Origin of the sequence: Hyphomicrobium sp. D-2, assembly GCF_029872155.1 — a bacterium.
Classification (GTDB): domain Bacteria; phylum Pseudomonadota; class Alphaproteobacteria; order Rhizobiales; family Hyphomicrobiaceae; genus Hyphomicrobium_A.
The window spans coordinates 573,528-590,929 of record NZ_JARXLA010000008.1; the positions used below are offsets into that span (position 1 = coordinate 573,528).

At 60.9% G+C, this 17,402-nt stretch carries 16 protein-coding genes and 1 tRNA gene; 13 read left to right on the forward strand and 4 right to left on the reverse strand.

The window, feature by feature from the left end; all coding sequences use genetic code 11:
* The first annotated feature begins 137 nt into the window (after nt 1-137).
* From QEZ49_RS15160 to QEZ49_RS15175, 4 genes are all read left to right on the forward strand, one after another.
* Nucleotides 138-875: a ComF family protein gene (locus QEZ49_RS15160; protein ID WP_280388202.1), complete on the forward strand. Its 738-nt coding sequence runs from the start codon at nt 138-140 to the stop codon at nt 873-875.
* A 253-nt stretch (nt 876-1,128) separates the two neighbouring features.
* Nucleotides 1,129-1,386, forward strand: coding sequence for a glutaredoxin 3 (gene grxC, locus QEZ49_RS15165; RefSeq protein ID WP_280388203.1), 258 nt, complete (start codon nt 1,129-1,131; stop codon nt 1,384-1,386).
* Between the two features lie 45 nt (nt 1,387-1,431).
* Complete coding sequence (locus tag QEZ49_RS15170; RefSeq protein ID WP_280388205.1) at nt 1,432-2,301, forward strand: carbon-nitrogen hydrolase family protein; 870 nt, start codon at nt 1,432-1,434, stop codon at nt 2,299-2,301.
* Entirely contained in the window at nt 2,298-2,723 is a 426-nt protein-coding gene (locus QEZ49_RS15175; protein WP_280388207.1) for a DUF1178 family protein, read from the forward strand. The genes QEZ49_RS15170 and QEZ49_RS15175 overlap by 4 nt, the downstream gene beginning before the upstream one ends.
* 46 nt (nt 2,724-2,769) lie before the next feature.
* Here QEZ49_RS15175 and QEZ49_RS15180 read toward each other — a convergent pair whose 3' ends face one another.
* Complete coding sequence (locus QEZ49_RS15180; RefSeq protein WP_280388209.1) at nt 2,770-3,024, reverse strand: hypothetical protein; 255 nt, start codon at nt 3,022-3,024, stop codon at nt 2,770-2,772.
* 210 nt (nt 3,025-3,234) lie between these two features.
* Between QEZ49_RS15180 and QEZ49_RS15185 the strand changes: the two genes are divergently transcribed.
* Nucleotides 3,235-4,995, forward strand: a complete 1,761-nt coding sequence (locus tag QEZ49_RS15185) for an alkaline phosphatase (protein ID WP_280388210.1) — start codon at nt 3,235-3,237, stop codon at nt 4,993-4,995.
* Between the two features lie 58 nt (nt 4,996-5,053).
* On the opposite strand, the gene QEZ49_RS15190 is transcribed toward QEZ49_RS15185, so the two are convergent.
* The gene (locus QEZ49_RS15190; protein ID WP_280388211.1) at nt 5,054-5,776 is read right to left on the reverse strand and encodes a GntR family transcriptional regulator; all 723 of its coding nucleotides are present in this window, start codon (nt 5,774-5,776) and stop codon (nt 5,054-5,056) included.
* A 558-nt stretch (nt 5,777-6,334) separates the two neighbouring features.
* Here QEZ49_RS15190 and bioB point away from each other — a divergent pair.
* The 7 genes from bioB to QEZ49_RS15225 all read left to right on the forward strand — a co-directional run bounded on the left by bioB (nt 6,335) and on the right by QEZ49_RS15225 (nt 13,752).
* Nucleotides 6,335-7,372, forward strand: a complete 1,038-nt coding sequence (bioB, locus tag QEZ49_RS15195) for a biotin synthase BioB (RefSeq protein WP_068462710.1) — start codon at nt 6,335-6,337, stop codon at nt 7,370-7,372.
* Entirely contained in the window at nt 7,356-8,489 is a 1,134-nt protein-coding gene (locus tag QEZ49_RS15200) for an 8-amino-7-oxononanoate synthase (protein ID WP_280388212.1), read from the forward strand. The genes bioB and QEZ49_RS15200 overlap by 17 nt, the downstream gene beginning before the upstream one ends.
* Nucleotides 8,486-9,169, forward strand: a complete 684-nt coding sequence (bioD, locus tag QEZ49_RS15205; protein ID WP_280388213.1) for a dethiobiotin synthase — start codon at nt 8,486-8,488, stop codon at nt 9,167-9,169. Before QEZ49_RS15200 ends, bioD begins: the two co-directional genes overlap by 4 nt.
* A complete protein-coding gene (locus tag QEZ49_RS15210) occupies nt 9,166-10,443 on the forward strand; it encodes an adenosylmethionine--8-amino-7-oxononanoate transaminase (RefSeq protein WP_280388214.1) in 1,278 nt (425 codons plus the stop codon). The genes bioD and QEZ49_RS15210 overlap by 4 nt, the downstream gene beginning before the upstream one ends.
* Nucleotides 10,440-11,426, forward strand: a complete 987-nt coding sequence (locus tag QEZ49_RS15215) for a beta-ketoacyl-ACP synthase III (protein WP_280388215.1) — start codon at nt 10,440-10,442, stop codon at nt 11,424-11,426. Before QEZ49_RS15210 ends, QEZ49_RS15215 begins: the two co-directional genes overlap by 4 nt.
* A 344-nt stretch (nt 11,427-11,770) precedes the next feature.
* Nucleotides 11,771-12,961, forward strand: coding sequence for an OpgC domain-containing protein (locus tag QEZ49_RS15220; protein WP_280388216.1), 1,191 nt, complete (start codon nt 11,771-11,773; stop codon nt 12,959-12,961).
* Nucleotides 12,962-12,975: 14 nt separating this feature from the next.
* Entirely contained in the window at nt 12,976-13,752 is a 777-nt protein-coding gene (locus tag QEZ49_RS15225; protein ID WP_280388217.1) for an SGNH/GDSL hydrolase family protein, read from the forward strand.
* Between the two features lie 139 nt (nt 13,753-13,891).
* On the opposite strand, the gene QEZ49_RS15230 is transcribed toward QEZ49_RS15225, so the two are convergent.
* Both QEZ49_RS15230 and QEZ49_RS15235 read right to left on the reverse strand, forming a co-directional pair.
* Nucleotides 13,892-15,061 carry a slipin family protein gene (locus tag QEZ49_RS15230; protein WP_280388218.1) on the reverse strand — a complete coding sequence of 390 codons (1,170 nt, stop codon included), beginning with the start codon at nt 15,059-15,061 and terminating at the stop codon, nt 13,892-13,894.
* Between the two features lie 338 nt (nt 15,062-15,399).
* Nucleotides 15,400-15,472, reverse strand: a tRNA-Leu gene (locus QEZ49_RS15235).
* A 236-nt stretch (nt 15,473-15,708) separates the two neighbouring features.
* Here QEZ49_RS15235 and QEZ49_RS15240 point away from each other — a divergent pair.
* Complete coding sequence (locus tag QEZ49_RS15240; protein ID WP_280388219.1) at nt 15,709-17,400, forward strand: GMC family oxidoreductase N-terminal domain-containing protein; 1,692 nt, start codon at nt 15,709-15,711, stop codon at nt 17,398-17,400.
* The last annotated feature ends 2 nt before the right edge of the window (nt 17,401-17,402 follow it).

The window sequence follows — 17,402 nt, forward strand, 5'->3', positions numbered from 1 at the left end:
CGATGACGGCCTTGCGCGTGGCCGGACGAAAAGCGTGTCGCCTCTCTCGTGCCGGCACGTTACCATCGGAGAGATGGGAACTTACTGAATTTCGGCCTTAACCTATGTCTGCAGCATGGAATAGCACAACTGCGCCGATGCGCCGGGCTGCGCGCGCGGTATCGGATTTTCTCGTGCCGCCGCTGTGTCTGGCCTGCCATGCGCCGATCGCCCAGCATGGGGCCCTGTGCGCGCAGTGCTGGAGCCGGGTCGACTTTATCCGCCAGCCAGTATGCGATCGCCTCGGTACGCCGCTCGCCATGGATATTGGTGCCCCGGCCATATCCGCTGCGGCGGCAGCCGACCCGCCTGAATATGACCGCGCCCGCGCTGTGGCCCGCTTTGACGGCGTCATGCGCGAGTTAGTGCATGGGCTAAAGTTTCGCGACCAGCATGGCGGGCGGCAGTTTTTCGGCCGCGTCATGGCGTCGGCCGGGGCGGAGCTGCTGTCCGACGCCGATGCCCTGATCCCGGTGCCGCTCACCCGCTGGCGTCTGCTTGGGCGTCGGTTCAATCAGTCGGCGGTGCTGGCGCAGGAGATTGCCCGCAATACCGGGTTGCTGTACTGGCCAGCGGCCCTGGTGCGCAGCCGCAAAACGCAGCCGCAGGTAGGCCTTACGCGTGTGCAGCGTCGCGATAATGTCGCCGGCGCCTTCGCGGTTTCGGCCAGCGCGCGCGGCAAACTTGAAGGCGCCCGGATCGTGCTGGTGGACGACGTTATCACCACCGGCGCAACGGTCCGTGCGTGCGCCCGCGCCCTCAAGAATGGCGGTGCTGCGCGGGTGGATGTTCTGGCGCTGGCGATCGTTACCGACGACGCGCTGCTGCCGCCCTGAGGCGCAGGGCGCGGTTGCCCAGTTCCCGGCAATTCTTTTCCGGAAATGTCTAGTATTCGTCGCGATTTGCGCTGCGCCGCGAAAGCATTAAAATGGCAGTGCGTCGTCGCTTGGAGTGCTTCCGGAAAAGTGGAAACCGGTTTTCCGACAAGAAGCACGTAGAAACAAACGTCTAGAGCCTTTCCGCGATTCAACGAAACGCTGAAAGGCTCTGGAGCGGGCGGGCGCATGAAAGGGGACGCATCTTAAGCCCATGCCAAAGATCACCGTCTATACCACCCGTTTTTGCCCATACTGCCACATGGCCAAAGAGCTGCTGCGCAAGAAGGGCATCACCGCGTTCGAGGAAATCGACGCCAGCCAGCACGACGTGCGGGCGCAGATGCGCGAGAAGGCCGGCGGCCGGCACACGGTCCCGCAGATCTGGATCGGCGATCAGCATGTCGGCGGCTGCGATGATCTCTACGCGCTGGACCGCGACGGCAAGCTGGACGGATTGCTAGCCGTGTAGCAATCAGATCGGCAGCAAATCAAATTTCACGAAGGGTGGCATCCGATGTCGGTCGCGCCAGATAAGTTTCGCGTCGGCCTCGTGCAGATGTGTTCGGGCAGAACCGTCGCGCCGAATATTGACGCTGCGTGTGCCTTGATCCGGCAGGCGGCGGGTGAGGGTGCGCAATACATCCAGACGCCGGAGATGACCAACATTCTGGAGATCGATCGCACCCGCTTGCCGGATGCGTTGCGTCCAGAAGCTGAAGACCCTGCAATTCTTGGCTTCACGGAGCTGGCGCGGGAGCTGGGCGTATGGCTGCACATCGGCTCGCTGGCGCTGCAGGGCGAGGCCGGAAAACCGGTAAATCGCTCACTCCTGTTTTCACCTGAAGGTGAGATCGTCGCGCGCTACGACAAAATCCACATGTTCGATGTCGACCTTGCGAACGGCGAAAGCTATCGCGAGAGCGCCAGCTATGAGCCCGGAAAGTCTGCTGTTCTGGCGCAGATTCCGTGGGGCGGCTTGGGCATGACGATCTGCTACGATCTGCGCTTTCCGCACCTGCATCGTACGCTTGCGCACGGTGGCGCGCATTTCCTGGCCGTTCCGGCGGCATTCACCCGCCCAACCGGCGCCGCGCACTGGCACACACTGCTGCGGGCGCGGGCCATCGAGTGCCAATGCTATGTGTTCGCAGCGGCGCAGGGCGGCAAGCACGAGGACAGCCGCGAAACGTTTGGGCACAGCCTCATCATTTCGCCGTGGGGCGAAATTCTGGGCGAAGGCGGTGTTGATCCCGGCGTTATCGTTGCCGACATCGATCTTCCGCGGCTTGAGCAGATTCGCCAGCAGGTGCCATCGCTGCGCAATGATCGCCCGTTCGATCTGGTGACGTCGCCGCCTCCTCGCCAGGGTGGTGCTACGACGTGATCAGATACAGTCTCAGGTGTGCAGGCGACCACGAGTTTGAAGCGTGGTTTGCCTCCAGCACATCATATGATGCTCAGGCGAGCGCAGGTGATGTCGTGTGTCCGGTATGCGCTAGCCGCAAGGTCGAGAAATCGATCATGGCGCCCAATGTTGCTGTAAGCAGCCGTGCCACAGAAACGCTGTCGCCGCACGAAGATACTGCCGCCAAGGTGCGGGCGTTAATGCGGGAAGTGCGCCAGATGGTTGAGGCGCAATCGGAAAATGTCGGCGACCGTTTCCCTGATGAAGCGCGCGCGATTCACTATCGCGAAGTTGAACAGCGTGCGATCCGCGGCACCGCTTCGGCGGACGAAGTTCGTAGCATGCTGGATGAAGGCATTGCGATCGTTCCGCTGCCTGATCTGCCTGAAGAAGCGAACTGACGCTGATCGTAGATCGGAGCGTCGCGCGCGGGTTCGTGCGCGATCATCACGTTTGCGCGAGCACGACCACCGTATAGAGCACGGCCGACCTCACATCCTCTGTGCGGAAGCGCGGCTCAGTGTTGCCGGGTGAGATCCACGTATAGCTGCGCGCATCGTGGCTCCAGATACCATGCACATGCCCGGCGCGATCGACAACGATGCCGCCGCCGTCGTCATAGGCCAGCGAGTAGCCTTTGATCTTCAGAATTTCGTTCGATCGCAGCAGCTCAAACAGCCGTCGCTTTTTGTCTTCTCTCATCGCAGCCCCCACGAACTTCCCCTGCTGGCGATGTGCGAGAGTTGAATCGAATCCGATCTATTTCAATGCTTGCTGATACTATTCATTACCAAATAGTTACCAATAATCCTATGGCGGAGCAAAAATGACGCTGGGTTGCTGTCATATAGGCTTCATTCACGCGGGCTAAGCGCGAGGTTGGAGTTCCATGTCTCAACGGAATTAGGCCCGATGACATCGCCCGTTCGCCTCGTATTCGTCATTGTGGCACTGGCGTGGAGTGGCGTGGCCGCCGCGCAAACGATTTACCCTATAGACCGGGCGCAGATCCTGCGGGGCGCCAAATTCGATCTGAAGGTCGAGTTTCCCGGAGCGCCGACATCGGGCGATCTGCGCGTGACCATTAACGGCGAAGACGCGAGCAAGGTGCTTGGCAAGAAAGCGACCGTTGTCGAGCGCGAGGACGGAGCCGCGCGGACGGCCTACTGGATCAGGGATGCTGAACTGTCCAGCAGCGGGCCGGTTGTCGTCGAAGCATCGGCCGGTGGTTCAACAGCGAGCGTCACGTGGGATGTGTTCGGCACGCCCGACGGCAGGCTTGCCCGCAACGTCATATTGCTGGTCGGAGACGGTCTTTCAATCGCGCACCGAACGGCGGCGCGCATGCTGTCGAAGGGAATCTCGCAGGGGAAATATCACGGCGAGCTTGCTATGGACTCGATGTCCAACATGGCGCTCGTTTCAACCTCCGGTACCGATTCAATCGTGACCGACAGCGCGAATTCGATCACCGCCTATGCCACAGGCCACAAATCTTGCGTGAATGCGTTGGGTGTTTATTGCGCATCAAATCTCGCCAACCGCCAGCATCCGCAGTTCGAGACGATCGCCGAGCTTGCAAAGCGCAAGCTTGGATTGGCCGTTGGCATCGTAACCGACACCGAGATTCAGGACGCAACACCGTCCGGTTTCGTTGCGCATACGCGCGCGCGTGCTGACTATGAAGACATCGTCGAGATGTACTTCAATTTGCAGCCGGATGTTGTTCTCGGCGGTGGTGCGCAGTTCTTCCGGCCTGCTGGCGTCGATCGGGGCAAGCGTCGGGACGGGCAGGACTACATCCAGAAGTTTCAGAACGGCGGGTATGCGTTCGTCGATACTGCAACGACGCTTGGCGATGTCGCGGCGCGGCCTGAAACGCGCCGGCTGCTTGGGCTGTTCAATGATCGCAATATCGATGGCGCGCTCGATCGCCGGTTTCTGAAGAAGGGCACTGTCGCCAAATTCCCCGATCAGCCGGATCTAACCGACAGCGTTCGCGCGGCGTTGCAGGTGCTGTCGCGCAATGACCAGGGCTTCTTGCTGCTGGTCGAAGCCGGGCGCATCGACAAATACAGCCATTCGCTCGATTGGGAGCGCGCTGTCTACGACACCATCATGTTCGATAATGCCGTGGCTGTGGCCAAGGAATATGCTGCCCGCAGCAATGATACACTCGTGATCGTCGTGCCGGATCATGCGCATCCGGTTTCGATCATCGGCACATATGACGACCGCAAGGGCGATGAGTTGCGCGAGCGTCTGCAGACCTATGCGTCCGCAGGCTTTCCAAATTACCCGGCGCCGGATGAAGCCGGTTATCCGCCCCGTGTTGATGTGGAGCGGCGGTTGGCGATGGTATTCGCCGCCTATCCCGATCACTGCGATGCGGGGCGGCCTCATCTTGGAGGTGAAAACGTTCCAGTCGTTGCTGCTGATGCGGCGGGGGAGAAGACAGGAGAGAAGGCGACTGCGGTTGCGAGTCCAACCTATTGCGCGCCGGGTGCAGCCCGCAAGATCGGCAATCTTCCGATTACCGCGCGCAGTGGCGTCCACGCAGCTGACGATGTCCTGCTGACAGCAGATGGACCCGGTGCAGACGCTTTTCGCGGACGCGTTGACAACACTTACGTATTTCGTGCGATCGCACGAGCGCTAGGCCTAGCGAAGTAAGTTCTCAAACATATCCGTGCATTGCAAAGTACAAAATAAATTAACCGTCAGGTCGGGGCTAATTCATCTCAGCGTAGTAATGGTAGCCATCCAGGTTGCACTTAGCCTGCCTCCATTCGACAGGCTTTCCGTCGATAGAAAACACTATGCTGTCCAGAGTAAGCAGCGGTGTGCCCTCAGTGACCTTCAGTAATTGCGCATCGATGTCGCTGGCAGTTGTAACGGCGACCTTCTCCTCCGCGCGCCCCAGCAGAACTCCGTAATGATGGGAAAGCACAACAATGCTGGGCGAGATGTCATCGGCTTGTGAAAGGCCGGGGAATCGCGATTGCGAAACGGTGGATTCTTCGGTCAGTAGTGGTGCGCCTTTGTGGGAAAGAACGCGGCGTATCCGATAGACGGGCTCACCAATTCGCAACTGCAGGTTGCGCGCCTCGCATTCACTTGCGGTGCCTTCGAGCACAGACGAGCTTTCCGCATCGCCCACTATTTTTGATCCATCGCGCTCGCGGATATTGCTGAAGCGAACAGCATGCTCGTTGGAAGTTTGATCTATTACGAATGTACCGCGGCCCTGGCGTCGGGAAATCAGCCGCTCAGTTTCCATTTCATCAAGTGCTTTGCGCACCGTGCCAACGCTTATTCCCAATTCTCGCGAAAGCTCAATTTCGTTCGGTATTGCTGCCCCGGGTTTCCATGCGCCTGCCGCTATGCGCTGGATCAGCGTGTCCTTAACTTGCAGATAAAGGGGCCGTGTGGAGAACCGTCCTACCGCTGTCATGGGGAGCCTCGAAGGTTTGAGTGACTTGCCTCCGAGCCAAAGGAATTATGGAGCATTTGTTGGCCCCGCCTCTGGCCCGCCAATGTCCGGCAACGCGAAATACGAAAGCTTTGTAGTGCATATGACGCGTACGCCATTATTTTGAAAACTAAAGTGCACTTCGAAGTACTGCATAATAATCGCGATTAACTATAACCCGCATTAGGTCATGTTGCACTGAGGTTGTCCACGTCTATTTCAGCTATTCAACTTAAAGGTGCGACACGCGGGCGCAAGATCGACATCGGCTCCGCAAAACTAATACGTACACAGCGCAAACGTTGTTACGTTAACTGTGTTCCAAATTCCGATTGTTTTTGTTCGACGGCCCGGATTGTTGATCTGGGGTTGTGTCCGAGGGGCTGCGTTTCGCCCGGAGCAAGCGGTCGCTGCAAGTATTACGGGCGACACAGCGTATCGGTTCTTCCTTTCACCCTTGCGGGTATTTCCAGCCCGGTGCAAACAACGGGGCGTTGTTGGCTGCAGATGGCCGGCCTTGGAGGAAGCTTTATGCAAATTATGGAGCTGCGGACGTCCCATGCATCCGTAGGGACGAGCCAATCTGCCGACCGCTCGGTGCGCCATGACTGGTCACGCGAGGAAGCGCAGGCTCTTTATGATGCGCCGTTCAACGATCTGTTGTTCAAGGCTCACACGATTCACCGTCGGTATTTTGAACCCAACTCCGTGCAGTGCAGCCGTCTGCTGTCGATCAAGACCGGCGGCTGTGCAGAAAACTGTGGTTACTGCAGCCAGTCCGCGCATCACTCCTCCGGCCTTAAAGCCAGCAAGCTGATGCAGGTGGAGCGGGTGCTTTCCGAGGCGCGCAAGGCGAAGGAGCAGGGCGCTACCCGCTATTGCATGGGTGCCGCGTGGCGCTCGCCCAAGAACCGCGACATGGAAACGCTGTGCGCGATGGTCGAGGGCGTGAAAGAGATGGGCATGGAGACATGCATGACGCTCGGCATGTTGTCCGACGATGATGTCATGCAGCTCAAGCACGCCGGTCTCGATTACTACAACCACAACATCGATACGTCCGAACGCTACTACGACAAGGTCATCACCACGCGCACGTTCGCTGATCGGCTCGACACGCTGTCGCGTGTGCGCGAGGCTGGCATCAAGGTCTGCTGTGGCGGCATCGTCGGCATGGGCGAGGAGCCCGAAGATCGCGTCGACATGCTGCTGACGCTGGCCAACCTGCCAGAGCATCCGGAAAGCGTGCCGATCAATATGCTGATCCCGATCCCGGGCACGCCGATGGCCGATGCGGAAAAGATCGACGGCATCAATTTCGTGCGCACCATCGCTCTGGCGCGCATCATGATGCCTCAGTCGTTTGTCCGTTTGTCCGCTGGCCGTACCGAGATGAGCGACGAGACGCAGGCGCTGTGTTTCTTCGCCGGCGCCAATTCGATTTTCATTGGCGACACGCTGCTGACAACCGACAACCCGGGCGAAGACAGCGATGCCGTGCTGTTCGAAAAGCTGGGCTTGAAGCCGCTCGAACTCAAGAACGGAGCGGGCGAGCAGGGCGATGTACAAGAGCCATGAGCGTGCGCTTGAAGCTCTGACGCGACGCGGGCGCCTTCGGGCGCTCGCACCGGCAGCCGGCCTCGATTTCAGCTCTAACGATTACCTCGCGCTCGGGCGCTCCTCGGAGTTGCGCGACGCTGCGCGCTCGGCTGTAGCACGCGATGTTTCCATCGGCTCGGGCGGCTCGCGTCTGTTGCGCGGCAACGATCGCGAACACGAAGCGCTGGAAGCAGAAGCGGCAGCCTTCTTTGGTGCTGAGTGCGCGCTGTTTTTCGGCGGTGGCTTTCTGGCCAATCTTGCGATCTTCTCAACGTTGCCGCAGCGCGGCGATCTGGTTGTTTACGATGAACTGATCCATGCATCGGTTCACGATGGAATGCGGCTGGGCAAGGCAGACAGTGTCCCGGCCCGTCATAACGATGCGCAGGCGGTCGAGGACGCGATCACGTACTGGCGCGGCAACGGCGGCACGGGCACGCCCTGGATTGCCGTCGAGAGCCTCTACAGCATGGACGGCGACGCTGCGCCGCTGAATGATCTCATTGCCATCGCCGACCGCCACAGCGGTGTGCTCGTCATCGACGAAGCACACGCTACGGGCGTTATGGGCCGCATGGGACGTGGCTTAGGCGCAGACCTTGAAGGGCGCGAAAATGTCGTCGCGCTGCACACGTGCGGCAAGGCGCTGGGTGCCATGGGTGCGCTGGTCACCGGCCCAAAAATACTTTGCGACTACATCATCAATAGATCGCGGCCATTCATCTATGCCACAGCGCCGTCGCCGTTGATTACATCGGTTGTGCGCGCGTCCTTGCTTGTCAGCCGCTTCGGAGATGCGCGGCGGGACAAGCTCGCAGCGCTGGTCGCGTTTGCGGGCACGCGATTGAGAGAGCGTTGCGGTTTGCCGGTTTCGGGCACGCACATTCAGCCTGTCATCGTCGGCTCTGACGAGCGCGCAACGCGCCTTGCCGCCGCCATGCAGCAGCGTGGGTTCGACATTCGCGCCGTGCGTCCGCCAACCGTGCCGGAGGGCACCGCGCGACTACGCCTGATGTTGACGTTGAACGTTGATGAAGCGCAGGTCGCCGCTGTGATCGATGCGCTCGCCGAGGAGCTGGAGAGGCTGCAGCCATGAGCGCGACAATCGTCGTGACGGGGACGGATACGGGCATCGGCAAAACGGTGTTTTCAGCCGCATTGGTGGCAGCCCTGGATGGCGCGTACTGGAAGCCGGTTCAGGCCGGATTGTCCGGCCCGACCGACAGCGACACTGTCCGCCGTCTGGCAGCAGCCGATCGCGAGAATATCCTGCCTGAAACCTATCGCCTTAAGACACCGGCATCGCCGCATCTTGCAGCCGAGCGCGACGGCATCGAGATCGACGTCGAAACTCTTTCGGCCGTGCCTGCCACGCCCGGTGGCGCGCCGCTTATCATCGAAGGCGCCGGTGGTTTGATGGTGCCGCTGCGGCGCGACTACCTGCAGCTCGATCTTTATGCGCGCTGGAAATTGCCGGTGGTGCTCGTCGCCTCAACCCGGTTGGGCACGATCAATCACAGCCTGTTGTCCATCGAAGCGCTGCAGCGTCGTGGTGTTCCGTTGCTCGGCGTCGCTTTCATTGGCGACAGCATGTCAGATTCGGAAAACACCATTGTCACCATGGGCGGCACGCGTCGCTTGGGTCGCCTGCCGCATCTCGATGAGCTTTCACCCGCGTCGCTTTCCGCTGCATTTGCCGCCAACTTCCGTATCGCTGATTTCATCGCAACGGCCCCTGCTGCACCACCGTCATCTGCGCATCCGTCCACGCCATGACGAAAAGCTCCGGCAGCCCGATCTGGCATCCATTCACGCAGCACGGTTTGCTGCCGTCGATGATGCCGATTGCGTCAGCTTCCGGCGCCTGGCTTGAAACGCGTGACGGCACGAAGTTGCTCGATGCGATTTCGTCGTGGTGGGTGATCACGCACGGTCACTGCCACCCCAAGATTGTCGATGCCATTTCGCGGCAGGCGCAGACGCTGGATCAGGTGATCTTCGCCGGTTTCACGCACGATCCCGCCGAGACGCTGGCCCGCGGCCTGATTGATTTTGCACCGCGTGGCCTTGAGCACGTGTTTTTCTCCGATAGCGGTTCAACCTCGGTCGAAGTCGCGTTGAAGATGGCGCTCGGCTACTTCCGCAACATTGGCGAAGCGCGCAGCCGCATCGTGGCCTTCGAACATGCCTATCACGGCGACACCGTCGGCAGCATGTCGGTCGGCGCGCGCGGGGTGTTCAGCAGCCCCTATGAGCCGCTGTTGTTCGATGTGGCGCGCATACCGTTTCCATCTGCTGGCAACGAACAGCTCACCATCGATGCGTTTGCAGCCGCGTGCGCTGCCGGCGATGTTGCCGCGCTGATCGTTGAGCCGTTGATCCTCGGCGCGGGCGGCATGCTGATTTACGACGCAAGCGTGCTGCGGGAATTGCGCCGTGTCGCCGATGCGCATGGTGTGCTGCTGATTGCCGACGAGGTCATGACCGGCTGGGGCCGTACGGGTCAGATGCTGGCGTGCGATGTTGCAGGTGTTTCACCCGACATCATGTGTCTTGCCAAGGGCATCACCGGCGGGTCGATGCCGCTGGCGGTAACGTTGTGCACGGCGCCGATTTTTGACGCGCACCGTTCGCACGATCGTTCGCGCATGTTCTTCCATTCCAGTTCCTACACCGCCAACCCCATCGCCTGCGCCGCTGCGGTCTCCAATCTTGAAATCTGGCGCGATGAGCCTGTTGCCGATCGTCTGGCCGTGTTGTCCGATGCGCATGCCGCGCGCCTGACAGCTTTTGATAGCAATCCGCACTTCGAAAATGTTCGTCAGCTCGGCACCATCGCGGCGCTCGATCTCAAGGTCCCCGATGGCGGCTATCTCGCCAGCGTGGCGCCCGCACTGTCGCGCTTCTTCCTTGAGCGTGGCGTGTTGTTGCGCCCGCTGGGCAATACCATCTACGTCATGCCCCCCTACTGCATCACCGGGCAGGAGCTTGATCTCGTGTACAATGCCATTGCCGACGCGCCGGATTGGCTGGCGAGGCAAACCGCATGAGCATTGCTGGAACAACAATCGCGGGCGCCGGACATTATGCGCCAGAGCAGCGCGTCACTAACGCGGAGATCGAACAGCGCCTGGGGCTTGAACCCGGTTGGATCAAGCGGCGTACCGGTATCGAAGAGCGCCGGTATGCAGCGCCTGAGCAGGCGCTGACTGACATCGCCTTCCCTGCCGCCGACATGGCGCTGCGCAACGCCGGGATCGATCGCAACGCCGTCGCGCTGACATTGCTGGCCACCAGCACGCCGGATAATCCGCTGCCGCCATCGGCGCCACTGCTCACCCATAAGCTCGGCCTCAGCAACTCCGGCGGCATCGACATGGCCGGAGCCTGCGGCGGCTTCCTTTATGCGCTTGCTCTGGGCGACAGCTTTGCTCGCATCCACCGTGCGCCGGTGCTGGTGGTGGCCGCGAACATTCTTTCCCGCCGCATCAATCCGGCCGAGCGGGCCAGCTCTGTGTTGTTTGCCGATGCCGCTGGCGCTGTGGTTCTGCTGCCAACCGATCGCGCCGACACCGGCGTACTTGGCGCCAGTCTCGCCACCGATGGCAGCGCCTATGGTCTGATCCAGATTGCTGGCGGCGGCAGTCGACGACCGTTCGCCGCTGACCTGCCGATCGAAGAAACGCTGATGACCATCACCGACGGCAAGGCGGTGTTCGTGCGCGCCGTCGAGATGATGACTGATGCATCGCAGAAGGCGCTCGCGATGTCGGCGCTTGAGCTGGACCTGGTGGACTGGCTTGTGCCGCACCAGGCAAATGGCCGGATCATCGCCGCTGTGTCGAAGCAACTCGGCATGCCGAGTGAGCAGGTGCTGAGCAGCGTCGCGGCCTTCGGCAACAGTTCGGCGGCAACGATACCTTTCACGCTCTCGCTGGCGATGGAGGCGGGGCAGGTACAGCCGGGCCAAACGCTGCTGATGTGCGCAGCGGGCGCAGGTCTCACCGGCGGCGCGGTGGTCTATCGCTGCTGAGGCCTGTCAGTCGCTGGGGTGCTTTCTTGGCGCAGATTTATTGCCTGTCCTGGCAATTCGCGCGCGGGCGACCGGCCAGATTTTCATCCCTAACGCGCGGTTCATGTGCCGTTCAGGCGGAATCCATGATCTTCTCCGGTCAGTACGCTCCGGGTGCCATTGGACGTCGGACTATGCAAAGTTGGTTGTCGTCTCAAAAGCAGGGTGTCCTGCGAGGCCCCCGTCGCGCCGCAATTACCTTTCAGGAACTGGCGACTGTCGTGTCGCGTTGTTTGGGTTAACTGGAACGTGCAGTGTTGCCCGTTCCGGTGTCACTTGTCCTATCAGCGGCCTAGGTGGGAACCATGCCGAAGGGCGAAATAAGCTCTCTTTCACGGCGCGACCTCAGAATCGACTTTTTTCGCGGCCTGGCGCTGATCTTCATTTTCGTGGATCACGTGCCGGATAACGTGTTCGCGAAATTCACCCTGCGGAATTTCGGTTTCGCGGACGCTGCGGAAGTGTTCGTGCTGCTTGCGGGCTTCTCCGCTGTGCTGGCTTACAGCCGCACGTTCGAGCATCAGGGATTCAAGGCCGGCACGCTGCGGGTCTATGAGCGCGTGCGCGACATCTACTTCTGGCACCTTGCGCTGATTGTCATCTGCGGCATCGGCCTCACGCTCGCGGCGGCCTACTTCGGCAAGTTCTCATACGCCAAGAACATCGGCGTGCATGTCTTCTCCATCGATCCGCTACGCTCAGCCGTGCAGGCGGCGTTGCTCGCCAATCAGCCGAACCTGCTCAACATCCTGCCGCTCTACATTGTGCTGCTGATGTTCTGGATGCCGCTTGTGCTCTGGCTCATCCATCGCAATCCCTGGCAGGCACTGGTGCTGTCGTTTGGTCTGTGGGCTGTCGCCAACGTTGTGACGATGAACCTGCCGAGCATGCAGCATTCGCGTGGTTGGGTATTCAACCCGTTTGCCTGGCAGCTCATCATAACTGTTGGTGCGCTGACTGCGCACTTCACGCGCAATGCAGCGGTGCAGGCCTCGCGTCCACTCGTTACGATTGCAGTAGCTTATCTCGCTTTTGCGTTTATCGCAGTCGCGCCGTGGACGCAGATTCCGGGCTTTGAACAGACGCGTCTACTTGCGGCGAATCCGCTCGGCCATATGGATAAAACTTACGTTTCTCTATGGCGTCTTATGAACGTTGTAGCACTTGGCTATCTCGTCATGGTGCTGATGGCGCCGCAAAGTGCGTTTCTTACGCGTCCGTGGGCGATGGCTGTGGGCCGCTGTGGCCGTCACTCATTAGAAGTCTTCTGCGTTGGCACAATCCTGTCATTTATCGGTTGGATTGTAATGGTTGAACTCGGTAAGGGACTTGCTCTACAGATCCTGATCAACACCGTGGGTATCGGGATACTGTTGGGGACTGCATGGATAGTAGCGCAGCGCAACCGCAGCACCGACTTTGGCTTCGTGCCATCGCTGCGCCGGTTTGCAACCGTCCGTCGATCCGCTGCGCCTTCGCAGCAATTGCAAGCATAGCTGTCTCGCTGGCGATGGTTCCGCCAGCGGCAGCCAACGCCACCTGTGAAGCACCGGATACGCTGGTGCATTTCAATGCGCCGCTGCCAAAGTTCACGGCGGCGCTCGCTGGTGGCCAGCCCGTCAGCATCATCGCTCTGGGTTCATCGAGCACGCAGGGCGTTGGCGCATCCAGCCCCAAGGCCAGTTATCCGGTGAAGCTGCAGGCGGAACTGCGTCGACGCTTTCCGGGCAGCACCATCAAAGTCGAAAACATGGGCGTCGGCGGTCAGCTCGCCACGCATATGTTGAAGCGCATCAAAAAGGATGTGATCGCGCGCAAGCCCACGCTGGTCATCTGGCAGACGGGCGTCAACGATGCGCTGCGCGGGGTTCCGCTCGACAAGTTCCGCGCGACCGTGGTGTCGGGCATCGAGCAGATGCAGCAGGCGGGCATCGATATCGTGCTGCTCGACATGCAGTATTATCCGCGCTCCGAAAAGGTCAGCAGCTTCCCGCCCTATCTGGCATCCATTCGCCAGATTGCGGAGCAACGCGGCATCCCGGTGCTGCGGCGCTATGCGATCATGAAGCATCTGGTCAGCTCGGCCCAATACACGGCGCAGCAGCTGCTGGCGGCCGATGGCTTCCACCTCAGCGATACCGGTTATGGCTGCCTGGGCCGCATCGTGGCGGAGGCGCTACAGGACGAAGTGGGCGATGCTTTCACGCCACAAAAGGCAGTGGTGCAGATGAAGTATTCGGCTGAAACGGCGAAGCGCGCCGGCACGCTGAAGGCGCCGCTGCGCTGATCCTCGTCGCTGAAACGACGCACTGAGAAAACCGCTGAAACAAAAAAGAGGCGCCCGGAATGTTCCGGGCCCCTCTTTCGTTTTTGAACCTGCGCTCAGTACCGGAGCAGGCACGGCGCACTGATGCGGCGTGTTGCTGTCAGGCGTTCTCCGGCTTCTCGCGGCTCAGGCGATAGAGGTTCTGCAGCAAAGCATCGAAGCCGGCCCCGCCGCTGTTGCCGCCGGTGTGCAGATCGATCCGGCCGACTTTCTCGACCAGCTTCTCCAGCGCCTCCAACTCCTTCAGCCGCAGCAGCAGCGGATTGTCTTCCATCAGCTTAGCGGTGTTGAGCAGCGAGCGCGTCGCGGCTGTCTCCTCCTGCCTGCGGATCAGGTTAGCCTTCGCCAGCCGCTCCGCCTCTACAACCTTGTTCAGCAGCTCGCGCACGTCACCGGGCAAGATGATGTCCTTGACGCCAATGGCGCCGATCTCGACGCCCAGATCTGCAGCCCGCTCGGCGACGAAGGTTTGCACCTCGCGATCAATCGTGTCGCGCGCAGCCAGAATTTCATCCAGCGTCCGCGTCGCCACGGCTTCGCGAATGGCAAACTGCACCAGCCGGTAAAGCGTGCCCGCGACATCCGCCGCTGCCTTGGTCGCCTTCTCCGGATCGATCACCTTGATGAACGCCGTCAGCGTGATGCGGATGGCAATGCGATCCTTGGTCAGGATCTCCTGCGCAGTCACCTCCAGCGGCTGCGGACGCATGTCCACCTTCGCGATCTTCACCGTGCGTCCAATCTGCCAGAATGCGTGGAAGCCGGGCGACAGCCGCTCCTTGAGCTCACCATCGACCGTCAGCAGGCCGGTTTCATGCGCGTCGATGATCGCAAACACGATCAGCTTGGTCGCGTTGGCGAGATCAATCCGGTTGATATGCTGCTTTGCCACGCGCAGTTCGTCAGTGGTGTCGATCACCTCGACATCGACGGCCGTCAGCACGCGCCAGAACGCACGCGTGCTGTTGGGCGGCACCAGATGGCGCGGCGTCCCGTCGAGCGTAACGATTGCAACTTCGGTCGGGCTGGTCTGCACCAGTTCGAAGTTCTGCTCGGCAACCGTGCGATGGGTGCGCTGAAGCAACGAGGCGCGCTCGGCGTTCAGTTCCGTCCGCACCACCTTCACAATTTCCGCGCTGAGCTGGCGCAGCGGATCGAACGCAATTGTGCGTCCCGGCCCCAGCAGGCACTCAAAGCGGCCGTCGCGAGAAAGAAACGCGCGCTCATCGTCGCGCACCGTAATTTCAAACCAGAAACCAAACTTCCGCATAACACTATCCAATCAAATATCGGCTCAATCGAAGCTGCGAAGGTTGCCGGTCCGCTGCCCACATCAGAGACACGGGCCGCGGCTTGAGCCAGACCACGCCGCCTTCTGCGCCGGGTTGCTGCCGCTGCTCCGGATGGTTGGAACAGCGCCGGTGCCCGTGCTCCGGCATTGCGGTCAGGCGGTATCCGCCGTGGCGCAAAGCGCCTCAAGTGTTGCCCCGAAGGGCCGGAAAGCAGACCGGCTTCCCCAAGTTCAAGAAGATGCTTCGAAGGCATTCGCGGGATTCGAACCCGCACAGCAAGATCCCTAATCTTGTGCTCAACCATTGAGCGGTCGCATGGAGAAGCCGAAGGGAATTGAACCCCCTTCCTCCCGGTCTGCCCGGGTGCTCTACCGGTGAGCTACGGCCTCGGCTCTTTTTGTTGAACGCGGAACGCGCACTCCGCATCGCGGCGCGCGCCAGCCGGATCTCAGCGAGTCCGGTCACATGGCTTTCAACAAGCCTTGCAGTAAATCGGCAATTCCGGCGGAATTAAAGCGCGGTTCGATATTTTGATGACACTGCGTGTCAGCAATCACACCGCGTCGAACGGGTGGCGTCGAGGCCGCAAATCGGTTAGCTGAGGAAAGGGTAACAGGAAGAGCAGATGACCGGCCTTTCGCGCACCCTTGAGCATGCACGCGATCGCTATGACGTGATCGTTGTCGGTTCCGGTTACGGCGGCGGCGTTTCCGCCTCCCGTCTGGCGCGCGCAGGCAAATCGGTTGCCGTGCTTGAGCGCGGACGCGAGGTGCTCGCAGGCGGCTTTCCTTCCCGCTTTCCCGATCTGAAAAACGAAATGCAGGTTACGGGCAAGAAGCTCCGCACCGGTCCATCTTCCGCGCTTTATGATGTGCGTCTGGGCGAAGATATGCACGTTCTCGTCGGCTGCGGGCTGGGCGGCGGCTCGCTCATCAATGCCGGCGTAGCACTACGCCCCGATGATCGCGTGTTCGAAGATCCATGCTGGCCGGATGAAGTCGCGCGCGATGGGCTGCTGGATGAAGGCTTTCGCCGCGCCCGTTTATGGCTCAATCCGCAGGCCGATCCGCGCGCTGACAGTTTCACCAAATATCGCACACTGCAATCCGCAGGCGCCGCGCTGGGTCATTCAATTGTGCGGCCCACCATCACAGTCAGCTTCGAGCCACAGACCAACGTCGTCGGCGTCGAGCAGCCGGGCTGCACCCGTTGCGGCGATTGCTGCGGCGGTTGCAATGTAGGCGCCAAGAATTCCGTCGCGCTGACGTATCTGCCCGATGCGGTGCGCCATGGCGCTGAGCTGTTCACCCATGCTGGCGTGCGTTATGTGCGCAAGCAGCCGGATGGTACGTGGACGGTTCATGTGCGCCGTCTGGACCGGAAAGACGACACGCAGGAAATCGTGTTGTGCGCCGACGTCGTGATCCTCTCTGCGGGCACGCTTGGCACCAGCGAGATATTGCTCCGTTCCCGGGCCCAGGGCTTGGCGCTGTCAGATCGTGCGGGCGCCAGCTTCTCGGCTAACGGTGACATCATTGCCTTCGGCTATGGCGCGCGCGAGCCGGTAAACGCAGTCGGGGTTGGGCATCCGGCCAAGCTGGAAGGCGTTGAGATTGGCGCCGCCGTTTCCGGTCAGCTCGAAATTGACGACGACAGCGTGCTGGCGAACGAACTGCGCGTGCAGGAAGGCGTGCTGCCATCGGCGATCGCTCCGGTTCTGCCGGTGTTGTTTCTGCCCAACGGGCGTTTGCTCGGCGCGCTGCAAAGCCTTGTCAACGGCGTCTACAAAGGGTCGTTCGCGCGATTGCAAACCTTCTTCGCTGTGTCGCACGACAGTGCATCGGGCCGCTTCGTGCTCGACGATGATCGCCTTTCGTTGCGTTGGCCGGACGCCAAGAGCGAGCCTGTCTATGCGCGCCTCGATGAAATTCTGTCCAGGGTCGTGGCGCAGTCTGGCGGCAGTTATGTCAAGAACCCGCTGTCCGGCACGGTGATGGGCCATCAGCCCGCAACGGCGCATCCGCTCGGTGGCGCCGGCATGGGACGCGATAGCGGCGCGGGGGTCATCAATCACAAGGGGCAGGTGTTCGACACCGGAGCGGGGCACGGCGCGGCGGATGTGCACGCAGGGCTTTACGTTGTCGATGGCTCGGTGATGCCGCGTTCACTCGGTGTCAATCCGCTGCTGACGATCACCGCGCTGGCGGAGCGAACGTTGCTGCTGATGCAGCAGGATTTCGGTTTGTCATTCGATGCCGAACCGCTGCAGGGCGTGCGCGCAACGCCGCAGGATCTGTCGCCGTTTCTTGCCGCTTAATC